Genomic DNA, 20443 nt, shown 5'->3' with positions numbered 1-20443 from the left:
CGTGACCTACACAACCGATCTAACCTACTGGCTTGATAGGTTTTGGTAACGATAACATGAGCTAGGGGCACGACCGGTGATCTCACGGCGGCAACTCTTCAAGGGCCTCGGCGGCCTCGGCGCGGGCGTCGCCCTCAGTGCCTGCAGCGTGTCCACATCGAGTGGCGGATCGAGTCCGAAGCCGACCGCGCTTCCCTTCGACCTCCCCGAGACGGGCGCGAAGTTGCCCACCGGCGCGACGACCGTCCGCTGGCTCAACGGCGGGCCCGGCCCCAAGACGTACTTCTTCAACGACTTCATCGCCGCCTACAAGAACAAGCACCCGAACATCTCGGTGCAGTACGACGAGCTGCCCAACAACAAGATCGCCGAAGTGCTGCCGATCCAGTTGCGCGGTGGCGACGTCGCCGACGTCTTCCTCGTCATCGACGTCCCGATCTCCGAGCTGGTGGCCGGTGGCCGGCTCGCGGCCCTCGACGACGTCATCCCGAACTTCGCCGAATGGAAGAAGGCCTTTCCCTTCGGCACGCTCACCCCGGGCGTTCAGGTCTTCGGCGGCAAGACGTACGCGATCACGCCGAGCAGCGACCGGCGCAGCACCCTGCTGCTCCACAACACCGAGTATCTCCAGAAGGCCGGCTACGATCCGGCGGCCAAGCCGTTCACCTGGGAGGAGTTCCGGGCTGCCGCGAAGAAGGTCACCCAGCAGGGCAACGGCAAGTACTTCGGCCTGATCCTCCCGCAGGTGTTCGGGGGCGTCGTGGTCAATCTCGCCCAGCTCGCCGGTGTGCGCCTCGCGGACAACGGCATCGACTGGCGGACGGGCGAGTTCAACTACCACGACGACGGCGTGGTGGCGCTGGTGGAGCTGCTCCTGGCGATCAAGGCCGACGGCAGCCTGTTCCCGGGGTTCGCCGCACTCAAGGACGAGCAGGCCAGGGCCCGGATGGCCCAGGGCGCCGCCGGGATGACCCTGTCCGGGCCGTGGAACTTCCCGGTCTGGAAGGAGCAGAACCCGGCCTTCAAGTACGGCGTCTCGCGCCTGCCGGGACCCGACGGCGGCCACGCCGCGTACGCCGTCGGCGGCAGCAACCAGTTCGCCGTGCACGCGAACGCCGGCGCCGACCAGAAGGCGATCGCCGGCGACATGCTCTACCACCTCGGCACGGAATCCGGCCAGCTGGCCTGGAACCGGCTGACCGGCGCCGCCGACCCGGCCTGGTCGCCGCAGGCGATGAAGGCCATCCTCGCCTCCGACGCCCTCGACGCCCCCAACCGGGCAGCCCTCAAGATCTTCGACGAAACGGTACGCCTGGCGCCGAGCCCGCTGGTGCGCAACCCGGACAACGAGCATGTCCAGGTGGCGTTCACCCCGCCGAAGCCCAACCTCGCCCAGGTGGTGCAGGGCATCCTGACCGGACAGCTCACCGACGCCCGTAAGGCGCTGCGCGACCTGAGCGACCGGTCGGACAAGGCGCTCGACCAGGCGATCGCCAAGGCGAAGAGCCAGGGCACCGACGTGTCCCGCGACGACTGGAAGTTCGCCAACTGGGATCCGGCGCAGGACTACACCGAGGCCGACTACCGGCAACCGGCGTGACGATCGGCGGCAGGCTCTGGCAGCACCGGTGGCTCTACCTGTTCATGGTGCCGTCGGGTCTGCTGACGCTCATGTTCACGCTCTACCCGACGGTCATGTCCTGGTATTTCTCGTTCCTGGACTGGTCTGGCTTCAGTGACTCGGCGCACTTCGTCGGGTTCGCCAACTACGGGGAGGTGCTGCGCGACGAAATGTTCTGGGACGCGTTCGGGCGTTCGTTCCTCTTCGTGCTCGTGGCGGTGCCGATCCGGCTCACGCTGGCGCTGCTGGCGGCGATCGTGCTCAACAACCAGGCGCTGAAGCTCGGCCCGGTGTTCCGGACGATGTTCTTCCTGCCCGTCGTCACCACCGCCGCCATCGTCGGCGTGGTCATGTCACTGATGTACAGCCCGTTCAACGGTCCGATCAACGAGGCGCTGATGGCGGTGCACCTCATCGACCAGCCGATCGACTTCCTCGGCGAGCCGGGCACGTCGCTCTGGTCGGTGATGGCCGTCGAGATCTGGAAGAACTTCGGCATCACGATGATCTACTGGCTCGCCGCGCTGCAGACCGTTCCGCGCGCGTACTACGAGGCGGCGGCGGTGGACGGCGCCGGGCGGTGGCAGGTGTTGCGGCACATCACCCTGCCGATCCTGCTGCCGTTCGCGGCGATCATCACGCTGCTGTCCGCGAACAGCGTGCTGCACACGTTCGGCGTCGTGCAGACGATGACCGCGGGCGGCCCGTACTTCGCCAGCCAGACGGTGGAGGTCTACATCTACCAGACCGCGTTCGCGCCGGGGCAGGGCGGCGTGCCGCGCCTGGGATACGCCTCGGCCGCCGGCTGCCTGTTCGGGCTCTGCGTGATGCTCATCGCCTTGCTTCAGCTCTGGGCCGGCCGCAAAGTGGCGCAGACCCGGACGCACCTCGCCGTGGCGAGGACGGCGTGACGGGCCGGCGACACGGGATCGGGTCGGTGCGGGCGCGGCGCCACACCCACCGGATCCGGCTGGTCGTGGTCTCGGCCGTGCTCCTCGCGGTCTGCCTGGTCTGGATCTATCCGCTGATCTGGATGGTCGGCGCGTCGCTGAAGGCCAACGCCGAGGTCTTCGACGGCCTCGGCGTCTTCTCCAGCGTGCTGCACCTGGAGAACTACGTCCGGGCGTGGCGTGACGCGCGGATGGGGGAGTACTTCCTCAACACCGTCTTCGTCACGGGCGTGTCCATCGTCATCACCGTGACCGTCGTGGCGATGACGGGCTACGTCCTGGGCCGATTCCGGTTTCCTGGCAAGCCTGTCGTGATCGCGGTCTTCGCCGTCGTGATCTTCCTGCCCGAGGGCTACACGATCATCCCGGTGGCCGACCTCATCGCCAAGCTGCACCTCGATGGGTCGTTGTGGGGCCTGACGCTCGCCGAATCCGGCGGCGCGCACGTGGTGTCGACCCTGTTGTTCGCCGGATACTTCAGCCGGCTGCCGAAGGAGCTGGGCGAGGCCGCGGCGATGGACGGCGCGGGCTTCGTCCGCATCTTCTGGCGGGTGTATCTGCCGCTGGCCAAACCCGTGGTCGCGGTCGCGGTCATCCTGCAGTTCATGCACGCCTGGAACGACTTCCTGCTTCCGCTCGTGCTCACGCTGACCCGTCCTGAGCTGCGCACGCTCTCCGTCGGCATGTACGCGTTCCAGGGCGAGGAGTTCACCGACTGGTCGGGCATGATGGCCGCCGCGACCATCGGCCTGCTCCCGATCGTGCTGCTTTTCCTGTTCCTACAGCGTTACTTCGTGGAGGGCGTCGCCGGTGCCGTCAAGGAATGACCCGATAGCGGAGCGGCCGAACATCCTGCTGCTCTTCCCGGACCAGCACCGGCACGACTGGCTCCCGAACGCCCCGGACCTGCCCCTGCGCATGCCGCACCTGGCCGGGCTGATGGCGCGCGGAGTCCAGTTCGTCAACGCGGTGACACCGTCGCCGATCTGCGCGCCGGCGCGCGCCTGTCTCGCCTCCGGGCGGGACTACGACGCCTGCGGTGTGCCGAACAACCAGGCGAACTACCCGCTCGACCAGGAGACGTTGTACCAGCGGCTCCGGGAGACCGGGTACCGCGTCGGCGGAGCCGGCAAGTTCGACCTGCACAAGGCGACCCAGGACTGGGGGCTGGACGGCCGGCGGCTGCTTCCCGAGTGGGGGTTCACCGACGGCGTCGACAACGAAGGCAAGATCGACGCGGTGAGCAGCGGCGCCGAGCGGCCGGCCGGACCGTACATGGCGTATCTGCACCGTGAGGGTCTCGCCGCCACCCACGTCGCCGACTTCGCCGCCCGGCACGGCAAGCTGCCCAGCTACACCAACACCCGGCCCACCCCGCTGCCCGAAGAGGCGTACTGCGACAACTGGGTCGCACAGAACGCGCTCGACGTGCTGGACGGGTTCGAGCGCGAGCGGCCTTGGTATCTGGCGGTCAACTTCACCGGCCCGCACAACCCGATGGACGTCACGACCGAGATGCAGGACCGCTGGCGGGACGTGACGTTTCCGCCGCCCGTCGCCGGCCAGGACTTCGACGCCGACACCCATCAGCGGGTACGCCGCAACTACGCCGCGATGCTGGAGAACATCGACCGGCACATCGGGCGGCTGCTCGCCGCCGTCGCCGCCCGCGGCGAGCTGGAGCGCACGCTCGTCGTCTACAGCAGCGACCACGGCGAGATGCTCGGCGACCTCGGCCGCTGGTCGAAGAGCACGTGGCACCACCCGTCGATGGGGGTGCCGATGGTGGCCGCGGGTCCCGGCGTGCGCGCCGGCGTGACCAGCGACGCACTGGTCGCGCTGCAGGACCTGACGGCGACGTTCCTCGACTGCGCCGGCGCCGGCCCGCTGCCCGGCATGGACGGCCGCTCGCTCCGGCCGATCCTGCGGGGTACGGCCGAGGCGCACCGGCCGCACGTGCGGTGCGGGCTGGACGGCTGGCGCGCGGTCGACGACGGACGCTTCAAGCTCGTCCGCACCGGCGAAACACACCTGCTGTACGACCACGGCGCCGATCCGAACGAGCTGACGGACGTGGCCGATCAGTACCCCGACGAGGTCAACAGGCTGGCACGGCTGCTGAATATGCCGTCATGGGAGGAAAGTCTTCAATGTCTAGACAGTTAAGGCCGGTCGCGGTCGCGCTCGTGGCGCTGCTGCTCACCGTCGCCCTGGCACCGGCGAGCGCCGGCCCGGCGTCCGCCGCCCAGATCCGGTCGGACGCCGGCACGGCGGTCGTTGCCCAGACCCGGTCGGAGGATGTTTCGGCGGTCGTTGCCCAGACCCGGTCGGACGATCCGCTGAAGGACATGGGTGACGCGTTCCTCGTGGAGCAGGACGGTGGCTGGTTCTGCCCGCACAACCCCGCGCTGGAGTCCACCGCCGTCTGTCCCGCGGACACCGGCGAGGGCAGCGATTCGCGGACTTTCGCCGAGTACATGATCGAGCATGTCGTCGCGAACCCGCAGCTCACGCCGCCGATGTACCTGCGCGCGGGCAAGGCCCGCAACGACTGCTCGATCGTGCCGGGCGCCCCGTGCAGCACTGGTGTGCCGCCGGCGCCGGCCGAGGCGTGCCTGCCGGTGAGCCTGCCGCCCGCGCAGTACACGATCACCTCGCCGTACTGCGCCTTGCGGGGCCTCAAGGACGTGGGCATCGAACTGGGTGTGGTCGTCGGCGCCGCCGGTGACGAGGACGGTGACGTGAAACCGGCGCGCAGCGTCCAGGACATCACCTACCAGGCCTGCCGGATCAACCAGGCCGACACCTCGAACCTGTACGACTTCATGTTCCTCGACCTGGCGTTCAAGCTCGCGGACGCGGACCTGGTGAGCGTCGTGCAGAAGATCCAGGGCGGGGTCGCCTGGGATCCGGCCACGGGGGCGTACCAGACCTGCCCGTACGGCGGCTGGCGCAAGCTCATCACCAACGACACCACCTGGCCGGCGCGCACCCTCGCCACCGGCGCGTGGGGGCACGCCAAGTCGTTCAAGGTGCTCGAAGGCACTGACTGGCGGCAGAACGCCGAGGCCGCGGCGGACGGACTGGAGCCGGCGATCCGCACCGAGGACCTGGACTTCGTCCGCGCCGTGCACCAGCAGGATCCGGGCGGTCACCCGGTGCTGAGGTTCGAGGTGCCCTCCCAGAGCGACCGGTTCGCCCAGCTCGGCAGCGGAGACCAGTGCAACCTGCTGCGGCGCTGGGCGAAGCAGCAGAAGCAGAGCGCGCAGGAGGTCGAGCAGTTCTCGATCATCTACGCGTTCTACGTGCACGCGCTGCCGGACAAGGCCGAGACGTACGACAGCGTCTACCGAGGCACCTTCCTGCGCCAGCGGGAGCTGATCCACTACTACAACCCCGACCTCGGCGAGCAGTCGCTGAGCGTCTGTCCCCAGTGAGCGGGACCATGTCGCGGCCCAACGTCGTGCTCGTCTTCATGGACGACTGGACGCACTGGGCGCTGACCAGCGGACAGGTGCACACGCCGAACCTGGACCGGCTGGCGGCCCGCGGCACGGCGTTCACCCACGCGGTCAACCAGGGCTCCTGGACCGGCGCGGTCTGCGTCGCGTCGCGGGCGATGCTCGTGTCGGGGCGCTCGTTGTTCCACGCTCAGGCCGCGGTCGACGACTCGTCGGACACACCCCTGCTGGGTGAGGTCTTCGGCGCGGCCGGCTACCGGACCTTCTTCACCGGCAAGTGGCACAATCCGCTGGGAGCGCTGCGGCGGAGCTACCAGGAGATCGGGCCGTACGCCGGCGCGATGCTGGTGCCGGCGCGACTGCCGGACGGCAGCCAGGACATCGGACGGCCGGCCCCGGGCAACACCTGGGACCCGGCCGACCCGGCCGGCGAGGGGCACTGGATGCTCGTCGACGGCGAGGTCGTGCACTCCAGCCGGCGGTGGGTCGACTCGGCACTGGGCTTCCTCGACTCAGCCGCGGGCGGCGCCGCCCCGTTCTTCCTGCACCTCGCCCTGCACGCGCCGCACGACCCACGCCAGGCACCGGCGCGCTGGCTCGACCGGTATCCGGCCGACGAGGTGCGGCTGCCGCCCAACACGTTGCCGGAGCACCCGTTCGACCAGGGCGACCACCTTATCCGCGACGAGTTGCTGGCGCCGTTCCCGCGCACGCCTGAGGCGGTGCGCCTGCACCGCCGGGAGTACTTCGCCATCGCCTCGCACGCCGACGAGCAGATCGGGCGGCTCCTGGACGACCTGGACCGGCGTGGCCTCACCGGCGACACGATCGTGGTCTTCTCCGGCGACCACGGGCTGGCCCTCGGCGAGCACGGGCTGATGGGCAAGCAGTCGCTGTACGACCACAGTGTGCGGGTGCCGCTCGTGCTCGCCGGGCCGGGCGTGCGGTCCGGCGTGCGTGATGAGCGGCTGGTCTACCAGGCGAGCATCTTCCCGACGCTGTGCGCGCTCACCGGCGTGCCGGCGCCGGCCACCGTGGAGTTCCCCAGCTTGAGCGAAGCCGGGGACGACGATCCGGTCTTTCTGGCGTACCGGCATCTCCAACGCGGGGTGCGGACCCGGAGGTGGGCGCTGATCGCGTACGCGCCGGCCCGCCGGATGCAGCTCTTCGACGTGATCGCCGACCCCTGGCAGACCCGGGATCTGGCGGCGGATCCGGCGTATCGCGACACCCTCCGCCGGCTGCTGGCGGAGCTGCGCCGCCGCCAGGACGAGCTGGAGGATCCCAGCGGCGGATGGGCCGGCCAGATCGATGAGTCGTGGCACCGGTGATCTTTCCAGCTCGCGTTGCGAGAAGTGGGTCTCAGCGCGGGACCGAGTCCGGCGGGACGGTGGAACCGTTCCGACGACGGCGGTAGTGATCCCGCACAAAGGCCGCCGCGCATCCGAGCGTGATCATCCCGAAGACGATGCCGACGGCGACGTTGCTGACCGTGAGCGAGGTGACGATGTTCAACACCGCGCTGACCACCAGCACGACGCCAAGCACTGGCCGAAGCTTCATGTCTCTCCTGTCAGGTTTGCCCTGCTGACCCGACCGAAGCTACGGTGAGCCGCGAGGCGACGACGATCCCGCCAGCGCGACAGAGCGGGTACAGCCAGCTGTACTCATAGGGAGCACTGATGCCAGCCAGCGGCGCCGACCGGTGGGATGTGGTGGCCCGCGCTCGCGCGATGCTGGATGGCTTGGAACAACTCGTGCAGGGGCTGGGCACGGCGGTGCTGGCGCTGGTCACGCTGGGCTTCGCCATCGCCACCGCGGTGTTGTGCCTGGTCGGGGTGGGTCTGCTGCTGATACCCACTGTGGTGCGATTACTTCGCGTGGTGGGCGACAGGGAACGAGCGCGGCTGTCGAACATCGGCCCGGAGGTGATCGCCCCGGAGGAGGCGCCGGGACTCGCCACGGAGGCCACTCGGCGCGAGCTGATCTGGCTGGTCATTCACGCGCTCTACGGGCTGTTCCTGGGCCTGATGGGAGTGTCGTTCCCAATCTACGTGCTGCGCGACGCCACGTTCCCGCTGTGGTGGTGGATGCTGCCTCCGGAGGAGGCGGCGACCGCGGCCATGGGGCTGTGGCAGGTGACCGACGCGCCCGGCGCGCTCGCCGTCAGCCTGCTGGCACTGGCCTGGGTGGTGGTCAGCTTGGTGGTGTTCCCGGCCATGGCGCGTCTGCAGGCCTGGCCGGGCCGAAAACTCCTGGCTCCACCGGCGGGCGCGGATCTGGCGCTGCGCGTGCAGCAACTGACCGCCACGCGGGCCAACGCGCTCGACGCCCACGCCACGGAGCTGCGGCGTATCGAGCGGTCGCTGCACGATGGGACGCAGAACCGGCTGGTCGCCGTCACGGTTCTGATCGGTGCGGCACGGCGGGCTCGTGATCCTGCCGCCGCGGACGAGCTGCTCGAACGCGCCCAGGCTGCGGCGGAGCTGGCGCTCGGCGATCTGCGCGGGGTGGTGCGAAGCATCCTGCCGCCGGTGCTGACCGACCGGAGCCTGGCCGACGCGTTGACCGGCCTGGCCGCCGCCTGCCCGGTGCTCTGCCGGGTGGAGGCCGATATTCCGGTCCGTTGCGCTGTCTCGGTCGAGGCCGCGGCCTACTTCGTGGTCGCCGAAGCGCTCACCAACATCGCCAAGCACAGCCAGGCGAGGAAAGCCACCGTAACGGCCAGGCGAGGCGAAGGCCGGCTGCACCTGAGCATCACCGACGACGGCCTCGGGGGAGCCGACGAGCACCAGGGCTCGGGTCTGGTCGGCATCCGCCATCGAATCGAAGCACACGATGGGACATTCATGCTGGACAGCCCTGTCGGCGGCCCGACGAGAATCGCGGTGAGCCTGCCATGCGGATCGTGATCGCCGAAGACGACCCGCTGCTGCGTGAGGGCCTGGCGCTGCTGCTGCGGGCCGAGTCGCTGGACGTTGTGGCCACGGCCGAGGACGCGGAGAGCTTCTTGAAAGCGGTCGACGCCTGCGAACCGGACGTGGCCATCGTGGATGTGCGCATGCCGCCGACTCATACGGACGAGGGGATCGCGGCCGCGGTCGAGGCGAGGCGGCGCCGGCCGGGGCTGGCCGTACTGGTGTTGTCGGCCTACGTCGAACAGGCCTTCGCCACCGAGTTGCTCGCCCACGGCAGCGCGGGTCTGGGGTACCTGCTGAAGGAGCGCGTCGGACGGGTTCAGGAGTTCATGACCGCGCTGCACCGGGTCGCCGATGGAGGCACGGCCATCGATCCGGACGTCGTCGCGCAACTACTCGTGCGTACGCAGCCGGACAGGCGGCTGGAACGGCTCAGCCCGCGCGAGAGCGACGTGCTGGCGCTGATGGCGGAAGGACTGGGCAACACTGCCATCGCCGAGCGGCTCGTGGTCACCGAGGGGGCGGTGCACAAGCACATCCGCAGTATCTTCGCCAAACTTGACCTGGCGCCGGACGACCGGGCCGACCGCCGCGTCGCAGCCGTCCTGCACTTTCTCGACCACGCTTCCAGCTAGCTGTACCCCGAGGTCTCCAGGCAGCGGGATCGATCACGACCTGTGCGCTCCGACATGGTGGGACACATCCGAAACCGAAGGGGTGTCCCCATGTTCACCAAGCTCGCCTTCGCGGCGACCGCCGCCACCGCCGCAGTCGCCACTGCTGGCGCGACCCCGGTCCTGCACGACGCCGCCGTGCAGGACCGGACCGTCCCGCACAGCACTGTTTCCATCACGGCGCCGGCGGACTACGCCGCTGCCGTGCAGGGCAAGCTCGACGAGCTCGTCAAGCGGAACAAGTTCCCCGGTGCTCTGGCCGCCGTCCAGGACGTCAACGGCAGCACCAGCCACTACACCGCCGGCGTCGGGGACCGGCGCACCAAGGCGAAGGTCCCGGTCAACGGCCGGGTGCGGATCGCCAGCAACACCAAGATGTTCACCGCCGTGGCCGTGCTGCAATTGGTGGGTGACGGCAAGATCGGCCTCGATGATCGGGTGGAGCAGTATCTGCCGGGCCTGATCCGCGGCAAGGCGGGCGACGGCCGCAAGATCACCATCAGGCAGCTGCTGCAGCACACCAGCGGCCTGCCGAACTACACCAGCACGATGCCGGACATCTTCAAGATCCGCTACCGGTATCAGTCGCCGCATGACCTGCTGCGGATCGCCTTGACACAGAAGAAGACCTTCGCGCCGGGCAAGAGCTGGGCCTACAGCAACACCGGCTATGTGGTGGCCGGGCTGATCGTGGAGAAGGTCACGCGCAAGCCGCTCAGCTCGGTGATCACTCGGCAGATCATCAAGCCGCTCGGGCTGCGCGGCACGTACTGGCCTGCCAAGCGCGATGTGAGCATCCGCGGCGCGCATCCTCAGGGTTATGCGCCCAAGAAGGCCGGCGGTCCGCTGCACGACATCACCAGGTTGGACCCGTCCTGGGGCGGGGCCGCCGGGCAGCTCATCGGCACGCCGGGCGACCTCAACCGCTTCACGCGAGCGCTGCTGGACGGCAAGCTGCTCAAGCCCGCGCAGCTCAAGGAGATGCTCACCACCGTCAAGGCTCCCAAGTTCCTGCCGGGCTGGCGCTACGGCCTGGGCATCGCGGAGATCCCGCTGAGCTGCGGCGGCGTCGCCTACGGCCATGGTGGTGACATCGACGGCTACGAGACCCGTAACGCCGCGACCAAGGACGGCCGCGCGGCTGCGATCGCGGTGACCCGGCTGCCGGCCGACGAGAAAGCCCACAACAATGTGCTCGCGACCCTCGACACCGCCCTGTGCACTGACTAGGCAGGTCCATCGAGGAGGGCTTCTGATGCGCAGCGTGACCTGTTCGATGGACGTCTCACAGCTCGAGCCTGCTGCTGATCAGCGATCCCTCAGGAAGGCCAGCGCGTCGGGGGCGAACCGCTTGTCGGTGAAGGTGCTGCTGTGGCTCCGGCCCGGGTAGACGACCAGTTGCGCGTCGGCGATACCGGCCACCGTCTGCCTGGCCAGGTCCAGCGGATATATGACGTCCTTCTCGCCGTGGACGAGCAGTGTGGCCGCTTTGATGTCGGCCAGCCGCTCACGCAGGTCGAAGCCGTCTTCGGCGTTGAGCACGGTCGCCGCGTCCGTGTGGTCCCTGGCGCCGTCCGACAACCACAACAGCCCGGAGAGCAGCCACCGCCCGATCGGTGACTCGGTGACGACCTCGGCCAGCGCCGGGCTGGGGCGCCTGCCCTGGCGCACCCTGTCGATGTACGCCCGCTGGGCCCGCTTGCCGACCGGGCCGAGGGTGGCCGCCGTCCCGCCGAGAACCAGCCGATCCACCAGGTCGGGGTGGTCGGCGGCGAGCTGGAGGGCGATCGACCCGCCGGTGGATATGGCGAGTATGCTGGCCGGCCCCTTGATCGCCTTGGCATAGAGGGCGGCCAGGTCGGCCATCGTCGTGGTCGGTGGCAGGCCCGGTGGGCGGTTGAGCAGGTGAACGGTGAAGTGCTCGGTGAACGGCTTGATCAGCCGCATGGTGGACCAGAGGGCGAGTCCTCTCGGGCTGGCGGCCTCGGGGGTGAAGAGCAGGACGACCAGGGGAGGGCCGTCACCGATCGTCAGATTCAGCATGAGGTGATGCCCTCCGTCACCGCGTCGATCAGGCGGTCCATGACCGCCGGGTAGATGTCAGGCCCCAGGTGCTCGGCGTGCAGCGGGGTGAGCAGCACCGCGCGGAGCACGCCGAGCAGCACCTGCGGGTCGCCCTCCAACCGCGTGCCGATGAACTCCAGCACGTGACTCATGGGCCCGCCGGCCGCTGCGGCCATCCGCTCAGGAGTGAGCCGGGCGGCCACGGCGGCCATCTCCTCGGGGTGGGCCATCAGCCGCCGGTACAGCGGGTTGGTGTCGAGCTCGGCGACTGTGGCGCGAAGGAAACGCCGCAGCGCGTCGCGGGTGTCGGCGCCCTTGCACAGGCCCTCGTCGATGACCCGACGGCTGACCTCCTCGCTCTGCCGTAGGGCGGCCTCGAAATAGAGGTCCTCCTTCGACTCATAGAAGGAGTAGAGCGACGCCTTGGCGATCCCCGCGGGAGCGGTCAGTTCTTCGATGGACGTCTTGCGCAGACCCTGGGTCGAGAACAGGCGGGTCGCGGTGTCGAGCAACCGCTCGGTGATCCGCGCCCGCTCTGCGGGGGAGAAGACCGGGGACATGTGTCTCCATATGAACGATCGGTTTATTTGTTCATATGATAGCAAGCGAGCCCCCTGTGCGCGCGATCACGGGCGGCCCGCGCGGGGCTGGTCGAGCCTCCGGCGTCTCCGAACAGGTCGATGAGATCCAGCGGTGACTGTCCCGGCCGGACCGGCAGCGTGGCGTCGTTCGTACCGAGAATGACGACCTGCGCGCGAGTGGCGCGGCAGGCGAGCGCCGCCCCGAAAAGTGGATAAGCGTGCGTATGAAACCTTTTGGGTTGCTGTAGCTGAGGGCGGGCGGTGCTGAGAGTGCGCGGCCTTTTAGTCGGTGGACGAGAAACGCAGTTCGGGGTCCGGGTCGGTGGCCAGCCGCAACAGCGGCATTTTCCATGCGCGTAAATAATGCGTCGGTGGCTGTACTGAATGCGTAGGGATGTTGTAGAGAATGGTGTCATCCGGCCGCCGGGGCGTGTTGCATGAATGCGTTCCCGTCGGAAGGAGTGGTCGATGCGCGGGCGTTCTGGGGAAGTGTTGTTGCCCGCCGGGTTCGTCTTGGCCGTCGGCGCCTGTGTGGTGGCCGCCGTTGCCTTTGCTGAGATCTCGGCACGCGTCGTCCTGGTGACGGTGGCCGTCGGCTTGTTCGGAGTCTGGGCGAGACGCTACCTCGCCGCGCTGGCGACCGGGGTGATGGCATGGTGCTTCGCGACGGGCTTTCTCGTGCACGCCGCAGGGGAGTTGGCGTTCCAGCCCGACGACCTCGCCAGGCTGGGCACGATCAGTGTCGCGGCACTCGTCGGTTGTGCCTGCGGGCAGGTGCGTCGCGTCCTGCGCTCGCGTCGCCCGACGATGGCCGTGGAGACCAGGCCGGCCTTGTTGCCCCAGCGCGGGTAGACCGTCGTCCTGTTGACGCCCGCCCGCCCGCCCGCCCGACCGCCCGCCCGCCCGCGCGCTCGGTCGAGGCGCGGCTGCGCGACCGCGATCCCGCCCGCGTCGTGCCCAAGGGTGACGCCGGGCTCGCTCACGAACGGCGATCAGGTCGCCCACACTCGCCTGTCGCGGCTCGGGTATTCAGTGTTGCTATGTACCAGTAGTCAGTGTTACTGTGTACCAGTAGTCAGCAACGCTGAATAGCTGAGGGGAAGCGCGGACATCCACGGGGTCAAGAACCTCCCGGACGCCTGACCGCGTTCCACCAGCCGTCCGTTCCATCGAATTCTCCGTACCAGATCAAAGGAGCACATCACCATGTCCATCACCCTTAACGACCAGGACAAGCTCACCCTTCGCACCGCCGCGTGGGGCGCCGTCTCCCTGATGTCCGCCGCTGCTTCCGCCGGCTCGCCCGGGGCCCACCGGGCCGCCACCGACGGCTCGATCGCCCTGGGCTCAGCGACCGGCCTGACCGGGCACGTCCTCGGCAAGTACCCCAAGGACGCGAACCTGAAGAGCAAGACCGTGGCCGGACTCGCCGATGAGGTGCTGCCGGCCCTGACGGCGGCCATGAGCCTGCTCAAGCAGCAGGATTCGGCAGAGGCCGGCAACTTCCGCAGCACCGTCGTCGTCGCCATCGAAGCCGCTGCCCAGACCCACAAGGGCCGGCCCAGCCCCACCCTGGCCGACATGATCCGCAAGATCACGGCAGCCCTCGACGCCGCTTGATGGGACGTCGATCCGCACAGCCACCGATGGGCACGCAGCCGCCGGCCGGCCGCTGCGTGCCCATCGACCCCGAGTCGCTCGGCGAGCTCTTCGCCTGAGCGCGACACCAGAGACGAGAAACCATGAGAACCACATCCCCACCAGCGATCCTGGAGACCAGGGCACGCATCCTCGGCGGGCGCCGGCGCCCGGCCCTCCGCGGTGAGGTCTTACGGCGCGTGGGCGTCGTGGCGCTGGCGGCCGTGCTGCTGGCCGGCGTGGCCACCCCCGGGGTGGCCACCGCGGCCGGCAAGCCGGCGCCGAAGGCCGCTGCCGGGCAGGATCGCCCGGAGCTGCAGAAGGCCGTCCAGGAGTTCGTCGCTGCCGGTTATGCCGGGATGCAGATGCGCGTGCACGATCAGCAGGGTGACTGGGCCGGCAGCGCCGGGGTGCGCCGGCTGGGCCAGGCCGCCAAACCGCCGACGAACGGGCGGTTCTGGATCGGCAGCAGCACCAAGACCTTCACCGCGACCCTGGTGTTGCAGCTGGTGGCCGAGGGCAGGATCGGGCTGGACCAGCCGGTGACCGGCTACCTGCCCGAGCTCGGGCTGGACCGGCGGATCACGGTGCGGATGTTGTTGCAGCACACCAGCGGGTTGTTCAACTACACCGGCGATTTCACCGCCGACGGGACGTACGTGCCGGGGATTCCCGGCGCGGGCAAGGAGTGGGTGGACAACCGGTTCCACCGCTACCAGCCCGAGGAGCTGGTACGGCTGGCGTTGTCCAAGCCGGCGAAGTTCGCGCCGGGGGCGGGCTGGAGCTACGCCAACACCAACTACACGCTGGCCCTGCTGCTGATCGAGAAGGTCAGCGGCCGCTCCTACGCCGAGGAGATGCAGCGGCGCATCCTGCGGCCGCTCGGCCTGTCGGGCACCATGGTGCCGGCCGTCACCCGGACGCGGCTCCCCGGGCCGTACGCCCACGGCTACTACCGCTACCAGGTCGCGGCCGATGAGTGGAAGGTGATCGACGTCACCCGCCAGAACCTCTCCCTGCTGGCCGGCGCCGGTGACATGATCTCGACCACCCAGGATCTCCAGACGTTCTTCTCCGCGCTGAACGGCGGCAAGCTCCTGCCGGCCAAGCTGCTGACCGAGATGCGCGAGCCCGACCCGAGGAGCGCAAGCTTCTACGGCCGCTACGGCCTGGGGATGTACGTGCAGGACACGGGCGCGGACTGCGTCGGCGTCATCCTCAACCACGACGGCAGCCCTCCGGGGGGCTACGGGTCGCTGATGTACAGCACGCCCGACGGCAGCAAGACCCTGACCGCCTCGATCACCATGGGGGACGCCGCGATCGACCAGGCAACGGTGTTCCCGAAGGCGTTGGACAAGCTCATCCACGAGGTGTTCTGCGGCGAGGAGACCGCGGGCTGACGGCGCCAAGCCGACTCAGTAGCCAGGACCGCTGAACCCGTGAGACTTCGGCATCCCGCTCGATGCGGCGGAACGGCACTCGTGGCCGTCGGGCTCGGGCAGCCTCACAGCCGGGATCTCAGCACGGCGACCTCGGGCCAGGGGTCGAAGCCGTGCTCGATCAGCCAGCGGACCGCCAGCAGGCTTCGCAACGACCACCACGCGCGGATCACGTCGAGGTCGGCGTCGGTGCCGTAGCCGGCGATGACGTCGCCAAGGTGCTCCTCGTGTCCGAGCGTCAAGGTGGCGAGGTCGAACAGGGCGTCGCCCTGACCCGCCTCGGACCAGTCGATCACACCGGTGACCTCGTCACCGTCGACGAACACGTGGGTGATCTGCAGGTCGCCGTGCGTGAACACCGGTGTCCACGGCCGGAGCGCGGCCTCGGCGACCCGGCGGTTGTGCGTGACCAGGTCGGTGGGAAGGACGCCGTTCGTGATGAGCCACTCGCACTCGCCGTCGAGGTTCGATGCGATCTCGTCGAGGCTGCGACCGGGCCATGGCGGCAGCGGCGCGTCGTGCAGCATCCGTGCGGCGGCACCCGCCGCGGCCCACGCCGCCGACGACGCGGTCGACGGCTCGCCGAGGCGGCCGAGTGCCGTCCCTGGGAGGGCGGCGAGCGCGAGCACGGGCGGTTTGCGCCACCTGACCTCCGGAGTCGGGATCGGTGCCAGAGCCATCGCCTCGACCTCGACGTCGGTGCGCGTCTGATCGGCGTCGATCTTGAGGAACACGTCGCCGACGCGCAAGGTAGCGCGCTCGTGATGGGCGACGACGACCTCGACCTCCTCCACGTCGGCCATTATCGCGGGGATGACCATCGACGTCGCCGGGTTTATCGATGGGCCTCCGAGAGGCGCAAGCTGCCGGTTGTGTACTCCTGGCCGCGTGACCACGCCTACGTTCCACCCGCGCCGGGCGCGCGCTCGCCGTACTCCTTGCGGAGGATCAGCGGTGGGCGCGCAGTGCGGCGAGCAGCCATTGGAAGGCCGGCACCGCCTCCGGCGCCGGGGGCAGGCCCCGGAGGAGGTTCAGAAGCTGCCAGTACCGCTCCACCCGGGGCTCGGCGACCAGTTCCAGCCAGTCCGTCAAGGAGGCGGTCTCTTCAGCGGGAAGGTCGGCAAGGATGATCCGGTCCAGGATCATCCTTGCTCCGGACGATTCCGGCGGGATTTCCTTGTTGAGGGCGTCGGCTGCGTGCTCGAGGACCAGGGGCCGGAGGTTGAGGCCGAACTCGAGGCGATTGTGTGCTCTCCGCTCAGGACCATCCGCCGGACCGTCTGCTGGAAGCTCTCGTCGGCGACCAGCCCGGCCAGCTCGATCCAGGCGTTCACCTGCTCGGACGTCGGGTCTTCGGGAAGCTCGGAGGGGAGGTCACGCATCCACTCCGCGACGAGAGCGGCGTCCTCGTCGATGACGTCGGCGAATGCCCCGTTGACGAACTCGTCGATGATCTGCCGGCGTTCCCGCTCGACCTGTGGGCCGGGGGGACGACGCCGCTGTCGGACCAGAAGCGGATCGTGCGCGTCCGCAGCCCGGTGCGCTGGGCCAGCTGCCCGATCGTGTAGAGATCCGTCGCGTTCCGCATGGCTCGAATCTGCACCTTCCACCCACTGGAACCGCAAGCGATGCGCCCAGATTCAATCCGCTGACGGCGTCGGGACGCAGAGGGGACGATCCCCCCATCAGCTCGGACGCGGGCAGCGAGCCCGTGTCAGTGCCTCGATGGATCCACCACGCCGCTGACGTCCGAGGTCGCGATGGTGCCTTGGCCGGGATCGGCTTGGTGGGAGCGAGAGTCCAGGGCGATATGGCGATTGTCGCTCATCACCCACAGCCGGCCGGGCGGCACCTTGATGGTGAAGCGCACATACGAGGCGGGTGGAGCGGCGAGGTACCGCTCGTCCAGCGCCGCGCCGTTCACCTGTAGCCGGCCCTGGGCATCGCAGCAGGTCACCGTGCTTCCTGGGACGCCGATGACTCTGGATACGTGCAGAGTGTCCGGGGTCATGCCGGTCCAGCCGTGCGGCGTTTCGAACACGACGACGTCGCCGAGGCGGGGAATGTAGTCGCCGGCGGTGCGCCGGGCGGAAAAGCGTGCTCCCTGTTCGATGGTGGGCTCCATCGGCTCGCTGTTCATGGTGCGGGTGAACTCGCCGGCCGCCGTGGCAAGGAGTCCGCAGCCGGTGCCGGCAGCCAGGAGGACAAAAAGCGACACAGTTGCCGTACATGCACGCATCACCGGAGCATTATGTCGGACGGAGATCCTCTTCGAGGAAGAAGAGCTGTTCCCCTCAACCCTGGGCAACGACCACCTGTTCGCCCCGCTGTTCCCGGCCGCGCCGGACGGCCGTCGGCGGTGTCGCGCGGGAGTGTCCCGTCACATTCTTCAGCGCGGGACTGACGAGCTGACCGTCCGCGGGGCCGGTTGCCCGTCCGGGGTGCCGAGCGCCGGCGTCTCACGTTCGGCCGACGATGACGACCGGCAGGCCCGGCCGGCGGGCGACGGCCTGGCGCAGCACCTCCCGTGCGTCTTCGACCAGGACGCGCTCGCCCTCGCTGTGCCCGTGCCCGGCGTGGTCGAGGGCGTGCACCTCGGCTCCGATGGTGGTCAGCCGGAGCGCGAGCTGGTCGTACAGGCCGAGATGCTCGCCGAGCCCGTGCAACAGCAGGACGATCGCCTGAGGTTGGAGGAGAGTCGGCCAGTGGCGGTGATGGATCGCGCCGCGACGGCCGGTGAGGTACGGCATGCGGATATTGTGCGCCGCCCTTCCTCCTCAGTTCAACATATTTCCTACCGGTTTTGCGGGCTATTTGGCGGCATGCGGGCGGATCAGCTCGGCCTGGCGGTCGGCGGAGCCCAGAAGCGCTCGTAGTTGCCGACGGTCGACAGCGAGCGGGGCTCGGCCCGGTCGAGGTAGAGGATGCCGTTCAGGTGGTCGGTCTCATGCTGGGCGATCCGCGCCGGCCAGCCGGACAGCTCCACGTCGTACGCGCACCCGCCGCCGTCGAGAGCCGACAGCCGCACCCGCTCGTGGCGCGGGACGACGGCGGTCAGCCCCTCGACGCTCAGACACCCCTCGTAGAACGCGTGGTACCCGGACCCCAGGGGAGTGACGACGGGATTGACGAGTTCGAGCGCCGGCTGGGGCGCGCGCCTCCGCTCCGCGGCGATCTCCGGGGGTACGTCGGCGGGGTCCTCGATGACGGCCAGGGCCAGCGGGATGCCGATCTGCGGCGCGGCCAGCCCCACTCCGACGCCCGGCAGGTGCTTGAACATGGCGTCGAGCAACTCGCGCAGCAGGCCGTCGGGGAGTTGGCCGTCGTACGGCTCGGCCGTGCGGCGCAACACCGGGTCGCCGGCCTGGGTGACGGACCAGGGCCGGGGCGCCGCCAGCAGGGCGTGCACCCGCTCGGCCAGTTCCTCGCCGCCGCTCACCGCGAGCCTCCCGCCGTGCCCGGGCGCGGACGGTCGCCGGCGGCGTACTGGTGCTCCATGCGCAAGGGGTCCTTTCGGTCAGCAGTCGCCCGGCAGACACGCGCGAGCGAAGTGCAGCCTCTCACACCGGCTCCCGTCGCTCCGCGATCTCCACCAGCATCCCGCCTTCCGCGAGACCACCGACTTCTCCACCTACCGCCACACCGTCTTCACCCCCAAGGAGGGCGTCAAGCGCATAGATGTGGCACCGTCCCAGGGAGCTGGGGACGCCCCGCACGGCCGGGAGAGCCTCAACGCCTGACCGGCCGTCGCATGCCGGTTCGGCTTCGGCATGGCTGCGAGAGCCTTACCCGCCTCGGCGCAGGCGAACGTCGCGTGGTCTGTGGCGTCACACGGGCCGGTGCGGCTTCGCCCCTTCAGCGGGGACGGCATCCTGCTCGTCGGCGGAGAGCTCCGGGGCCTCTGCGGCCGGGGGCTCGTCCGCGCGGCCGGTGCCGAGGATGAGCGCGGCCAGCAGCACCACCGCGCAGACGACGCCCAGCATCACCCGGTAGTCGAGAGCCGCGATCAGGCTGGCGCCCGCGGCGATGGAGGCGACCTGCGGCACGGTCACCCCGAACTCGAAGGCGGCGAAGACCCGCCCGCGCAGGTCCTCAGGGGTGCGCCGCTGGAGCGAGGTGGTGGCGCCGATGACGATCCACGGCGCCGCCACGCCCAGCACCAGCATGCCCGCGATGACGACCGCGGCGATCGGCACGATGAGCAGCAGGCTGCTCGTCGCGACCATGACCAGCGCGACGACCACCAGCCCGCGTTCGCCGGCGCGGCGGATCACCCCGCCGGCCAGCACGCCGCCCGCGATGGTGCCCACCGCCTGCGCCCCGGCCAGGACGGCGAGGAAGGTGGCCTGGCGTGCCAGGCCGTCGGTGACCACGGCGATGGCGATGGACTCGAAGAAGCCGATGACGAGCATCGTGAGCGCGCAGGCGATGACGAGCCTGCGCAGGCCGGCGGCGTCGCGCAGGAAACGCAACCCGCCCGTGGTCTCGGCGATCAGCGACTGGCCGGTCCCGGTGGGGCGCGGCTCGGAGACCCGGATGAGGAGGACGGCCGCGGCGGCCACGACGAAGAGCGCCGCGTCGACCACCACGACGACCTGGGCGCCCTGCCAGACGAACAGCCCGGCGCCGATGATCGGCGCGAACACCCTCAGCAGCCCGCGCATCGCCTGCACGGCGCCGTTGGCGTCGCCGAGCTGCTCCTCCGGGACGACGGTGGGCAGGAACGCGTTCTGGGCGGGCCCGGTGACGCTGCCCAGCGCGCCGTACAGGAACATGATCACGTAGACGAGCCAGACGTCGTCCCGGTCCTTGACCAGCAGGAGCAGCAGGACGACGGCCGCCGACGACAGGTAAGAGGCGGCCAGCAGCGGGCGGCGGCGGAAGCGGTCCACCAGCAGGCCCGACAGGGGCAGCACCAGGCTGCCGCCGACGAAGGCGAACATCACGAGCCCGGCGGCCGGCGTGCTTCCCGTCAGCGTTTTCACCCAGATGGCCATTGCCAGGAATAACGCGTAGTCGCCGAGATTGGAAAGCACGTCGCCGAGAATGTAGTAGCGCATCTGCGGGCGCTTGAGTAGGTGCGCCATTTCCGGC

At 69.5% G+C, this 20443-nt stretch carries 22 protein-coding genes; 12 read left to right on the top strand and 10 right to left on the bottom strand.

Annotated elements, in window-relative coordinates; genetic code table 11:
- The first annotated feature begins 76 nt into the window (after positions 1–76).
- The 6 genes from ACWD0F_RS00555 to ACWD0F_RS00530 are packed head-to-tail and all read left to right on the top strand — an operon-like array spanning position 77 to position 7363.
- On the top strand, positions 77–1600 hold the full coding sequence (locus ACWD0F_RS00555; RefSeq protein ID WP_449871324.1) for an ABC transporter substrate-binding protein: 1524 nt from the start codon (positions 77–79) through the stop codon (positions 1598–1600).
- A complete protein-coding gene (locus ACWD0F_RS00550) occupies positions 1597–2532 on the top strand; it encodes a carbohydrate ABC transporter permease (protein ID WP_449871322.1) in 936 nt (311 codons plus the stop codon). Before ACWD0F_RS00555 ends, ACWD0F_RS00550 begins: the two co-directional genes overlap by 4 nt.
- A complete protein-coding gene (locus ACWD0F_RS00545; protein ID WP_449871320.1) occupies positions 2529–3398 on the top strand; it encodes a carbohydrate ABC transporter permease in 870 nt (289 codons plus the stop codon). Before ACWD0F_RS00550 ends, ACWD0F_RS00545 begins: the two co-directional genes overlap by 4 nt.
- Positions 3382–4737, top strand: a complete 1356-nt coding sequence (locus tag ACWD0F_RS00540) for a sulfatase family protein (protein ID WP_449871318.1) — start codon at positions 3382–3384, stop codon at positions 4735–4737. The genes ACWD0F_RS00545 and ACWD0F_RS00540 overlap by 17 nt, the downstream gene beginning before the upstream one ends.
- Complete coding sequence (locus ACWD0F_RS00535) at positions 4722–6008, top strand: hypothetical protein (protein WP_449871317.1); 1287 nt, start codon at positions 4722–4724, stop codon at positions 6006–6008. Before ACWD0F_RS00540 ends, ACWD0F_RS00535 begins: the two co-directional genes overlap by 16 nt.
- Positions 6009–6016: 8 nt before the next feature.
- Entirely contained in the window at positions 6017–7363 is a 1347-nt protein-coding gene (locus ACWD0F_RS00530) for a sulfatase-like hydrolase/transferase (protein ID WP_449871316.1), read from the top strand.
- A gap of 31 nt (positions 7364–7394) precedes the next feature.
- Here ACWD0F_RS00530 and ACWD0F_RS00525 read toward each other — a convergent pair whose 3' ends face one another.
- A complete protein-coding gene (locus tag ACWD0F_RS00525) occupies positions 7395–7580 on the bottom strand; it encodes a hypothetical protein (protein WP_449871314.1) in 186 nt (61 codons plus the stop codon).
- 134 nt (positions 7581–7714) lie between these two features.
- Between ACWD0F_RS00525 and ACWD0F_RS00520 the strand changes: the two genes are divergently transcribed.
- From ACWD0F_RS00520 to ACWD0F_RS00510, 3 genes are all read left to right on the top strand, one after another.
- Entirely contained in the window at positions 7715–8944 is a 1230-nt protein-coding gene (locus ACWD0F_RS00520) for a sensor histidine kinase (protein WP_449871312.1), read from the top strand.
- The gene (locus ACWD0F_RS00515) at positions 8932–9585 is read left to right on the top strand and encodes a response regulator (protein WP_449871310.1); all 654 of its coding nucleotides are present in this window, start codon (positions 8932–8934) and stop codon (positions 9583–9585) included. Before ACWD0F_RS00520 ends, ACWD0F_RS00515 begins: the two co-directional genes overlap by 13 nt.
- A gap of 90 nt (positions 9586–9675) precedes the next feature.
- The gene (locus ACWD0F_RS00510; protein ID WP_449871308.1) at positions 9676–10854 is read left to right on the top strand and encodes a serine hydrolase domain-containing protein; all 1179 of its coding nucleotides are present in this window, start codon (positions 9676–9678) and stop codon (positions 10852–10854) included.
- A gap of 78 nt (positions 10855–10932) precedes the next feature.
- Here ACWD0F_RS00510 and ACWD0F_RS00505 read toward each other — a convergent pair whose 3' ends face one another.
- Entirely contained in the window at positions 10933–11667 is a 735-nt protein-coding gene (locus ACWD0F_RS00505; protein WP_449871307.1) for an alpha/beta fold hydrolase, read from the bottom strand.
- Positions 11661–12248: a TetR/AcrR family transcriptional regulator gene (locus ACWD0F_RS00500; RefSeq protein WP_449871305.1), complete on the bottom strand. Its 588-nt coding sequence runs from the start codon at positions 12246–12248 to the stop codon at positions 11661–11663. The genes ACWD0F_RS00505 and ACWD0F_RS00500 overlap by 7 nt, the downstream gene beginning before the upstream one ends.
- 489 nt (positions 12249–12737) lie before the next feature.
- Here ACWD0F_RS00500 and ACWD0F_RS00495 point away from each other — a divergent pair, with 489 nt between their 5' ends.
- From ACWD0F_RS00495 to ACWD0F_RS00485, 3 genes are all read left to right on the top strand, one after another.
- Entirely contained in the window at positions 12738–13121 is a 384-nt protein-coding gene (locus ACWD0F_RS00495) for a hypothetical protein (protein ID WP_449871303.1), read from the top strand.
- Between the two features lie 354 nt (positions 13122–13475).
- On the top strand, positions 13476–13889 hold the full coding sequence (locus ACWD0F_RS00490; protein WP_449871301.1) for a hypothetical protein: 414 nt from the start codon (positions 13476–13478) through the stop codon (positions 13887–13889).
- 122 nt (positions 13890–14011) lie between these two features.
- The gene (locus ACWD0F_RS00485; protein ID WP_449871300.1) at positions 14012–15310 is read left to right on the top strand and encodes a serine hydrolase domain-containing protein; all 1299 of its coding nucleotides are present in this window, start codon (positions 14012–14014) and stop codon (positions 15308–15310) included.
- A 104-nt stretch (positions 15311–15414) separates the two neighbouring features.
- Here ACWD0F_RS00485 and ACWD0F_RS00480 read toward each other — a convergent pair whose 3' ends face one another.
- The 7 genes from ACWD0F_RS00480 to ACWD0F_RS00450 all read right to left on the bottom strand — a co-directional run bounded on the left by ACWD0F_RS00480 (position 15415) and on the right by ACWD0F_RS00450 (position 20436).
- Positions 15415–16152 carry a phosphotransferase gene (locus tag ACWD0F_RS00480; protein WP_449871298.1) on the bottom strand — a complete coding sequence of 246 codons (738 nt, stop codon included), beginning with the start codon at positions 16150–16152 and terminating at the stop codon, positions 15415–15417.
- A gap of 145 nt (positions 16153–16297) precedes the next feature.
- Positions 16298–16495: a hypothetical protein gene (locus ACWD0F_RS00475; RefSeq protein WP_449871296.1), complete on the bottom strand. Its 198-nt coding sequence runs from the start codon at positions 16493–16495 to the stop codon at positions 16298–16300.
- A 184-nt stretch (positions 16496–16679) separates the two neighbouring features.
- On the bottom strand, positions 16680–16937 hold the full coding sequence (locus ACWD0F_RS00470; protein WP_449871294.1) for a MerR family DNA-binding transcriptional regulator: 258 nt from the start codon (positions 16935–16937) through the stop codon (positions 16680–16682).
- Between the two features lie 126 nt (positions 16938–17063).
- Positions 17064–17567, bottom strand: a complete 504-nt coding sequence (gene lepB / locus ACWD0F_RS00465; protein ID WP_449871293.1) for a signal peptidase I — start codon at positions 17565–17567, stop codon at positions 17064–17066.
- A 241-nt stretch (positions 17568–17808) separates the two neighbouring features.
- On the bottom strand, positions 17809–18099 hold the full coding sequence (locus ACWD0F_RS00460) for an alpha/beta fold hydrolase (RefSeq protein ID WP_449871291.1): 291 nt from the start codon (positions 18097–18099) through the stop codon (positions 17809–17811).
- An 83-nt stretch (positions 18100–18182) separates the two neighbouring features.
- Positions 18183–18788: a peptide deformylase gene (locus tag ACWD0F_RS00455; RefSeq protein ID WP_449871289.1), complete on the bottom strand. Its 606-nt coding sequence runs from the start codon at positions 18786–18788 to the stop codon at positions 18183–18185.
- A 388-nt stretch (positions 18789–19176) separates the two neighbouring features.
- Positions 19177–20436: an MFS transporter gene (locus ACWD0F_RS00450; RefSeq protein ID WP_449871287.1), complete on the bottom strand. Its 1260-nt coding sequence runs from the start codon at positions 20434–20436 to the stop codon at positions 19177–19179.
- Between the last annotated feature and the right edge of the window lie 7 nt (positions 20437–20443).

The sequence above is a fragment of the Nonomuraea sp. NPDC002799 genome (assembly GCF_053592075.1).
Note: the sequence above shows the minus strand (reverse complement) of the source record. Positions and strands in the feature narration are given on the sequence as shown.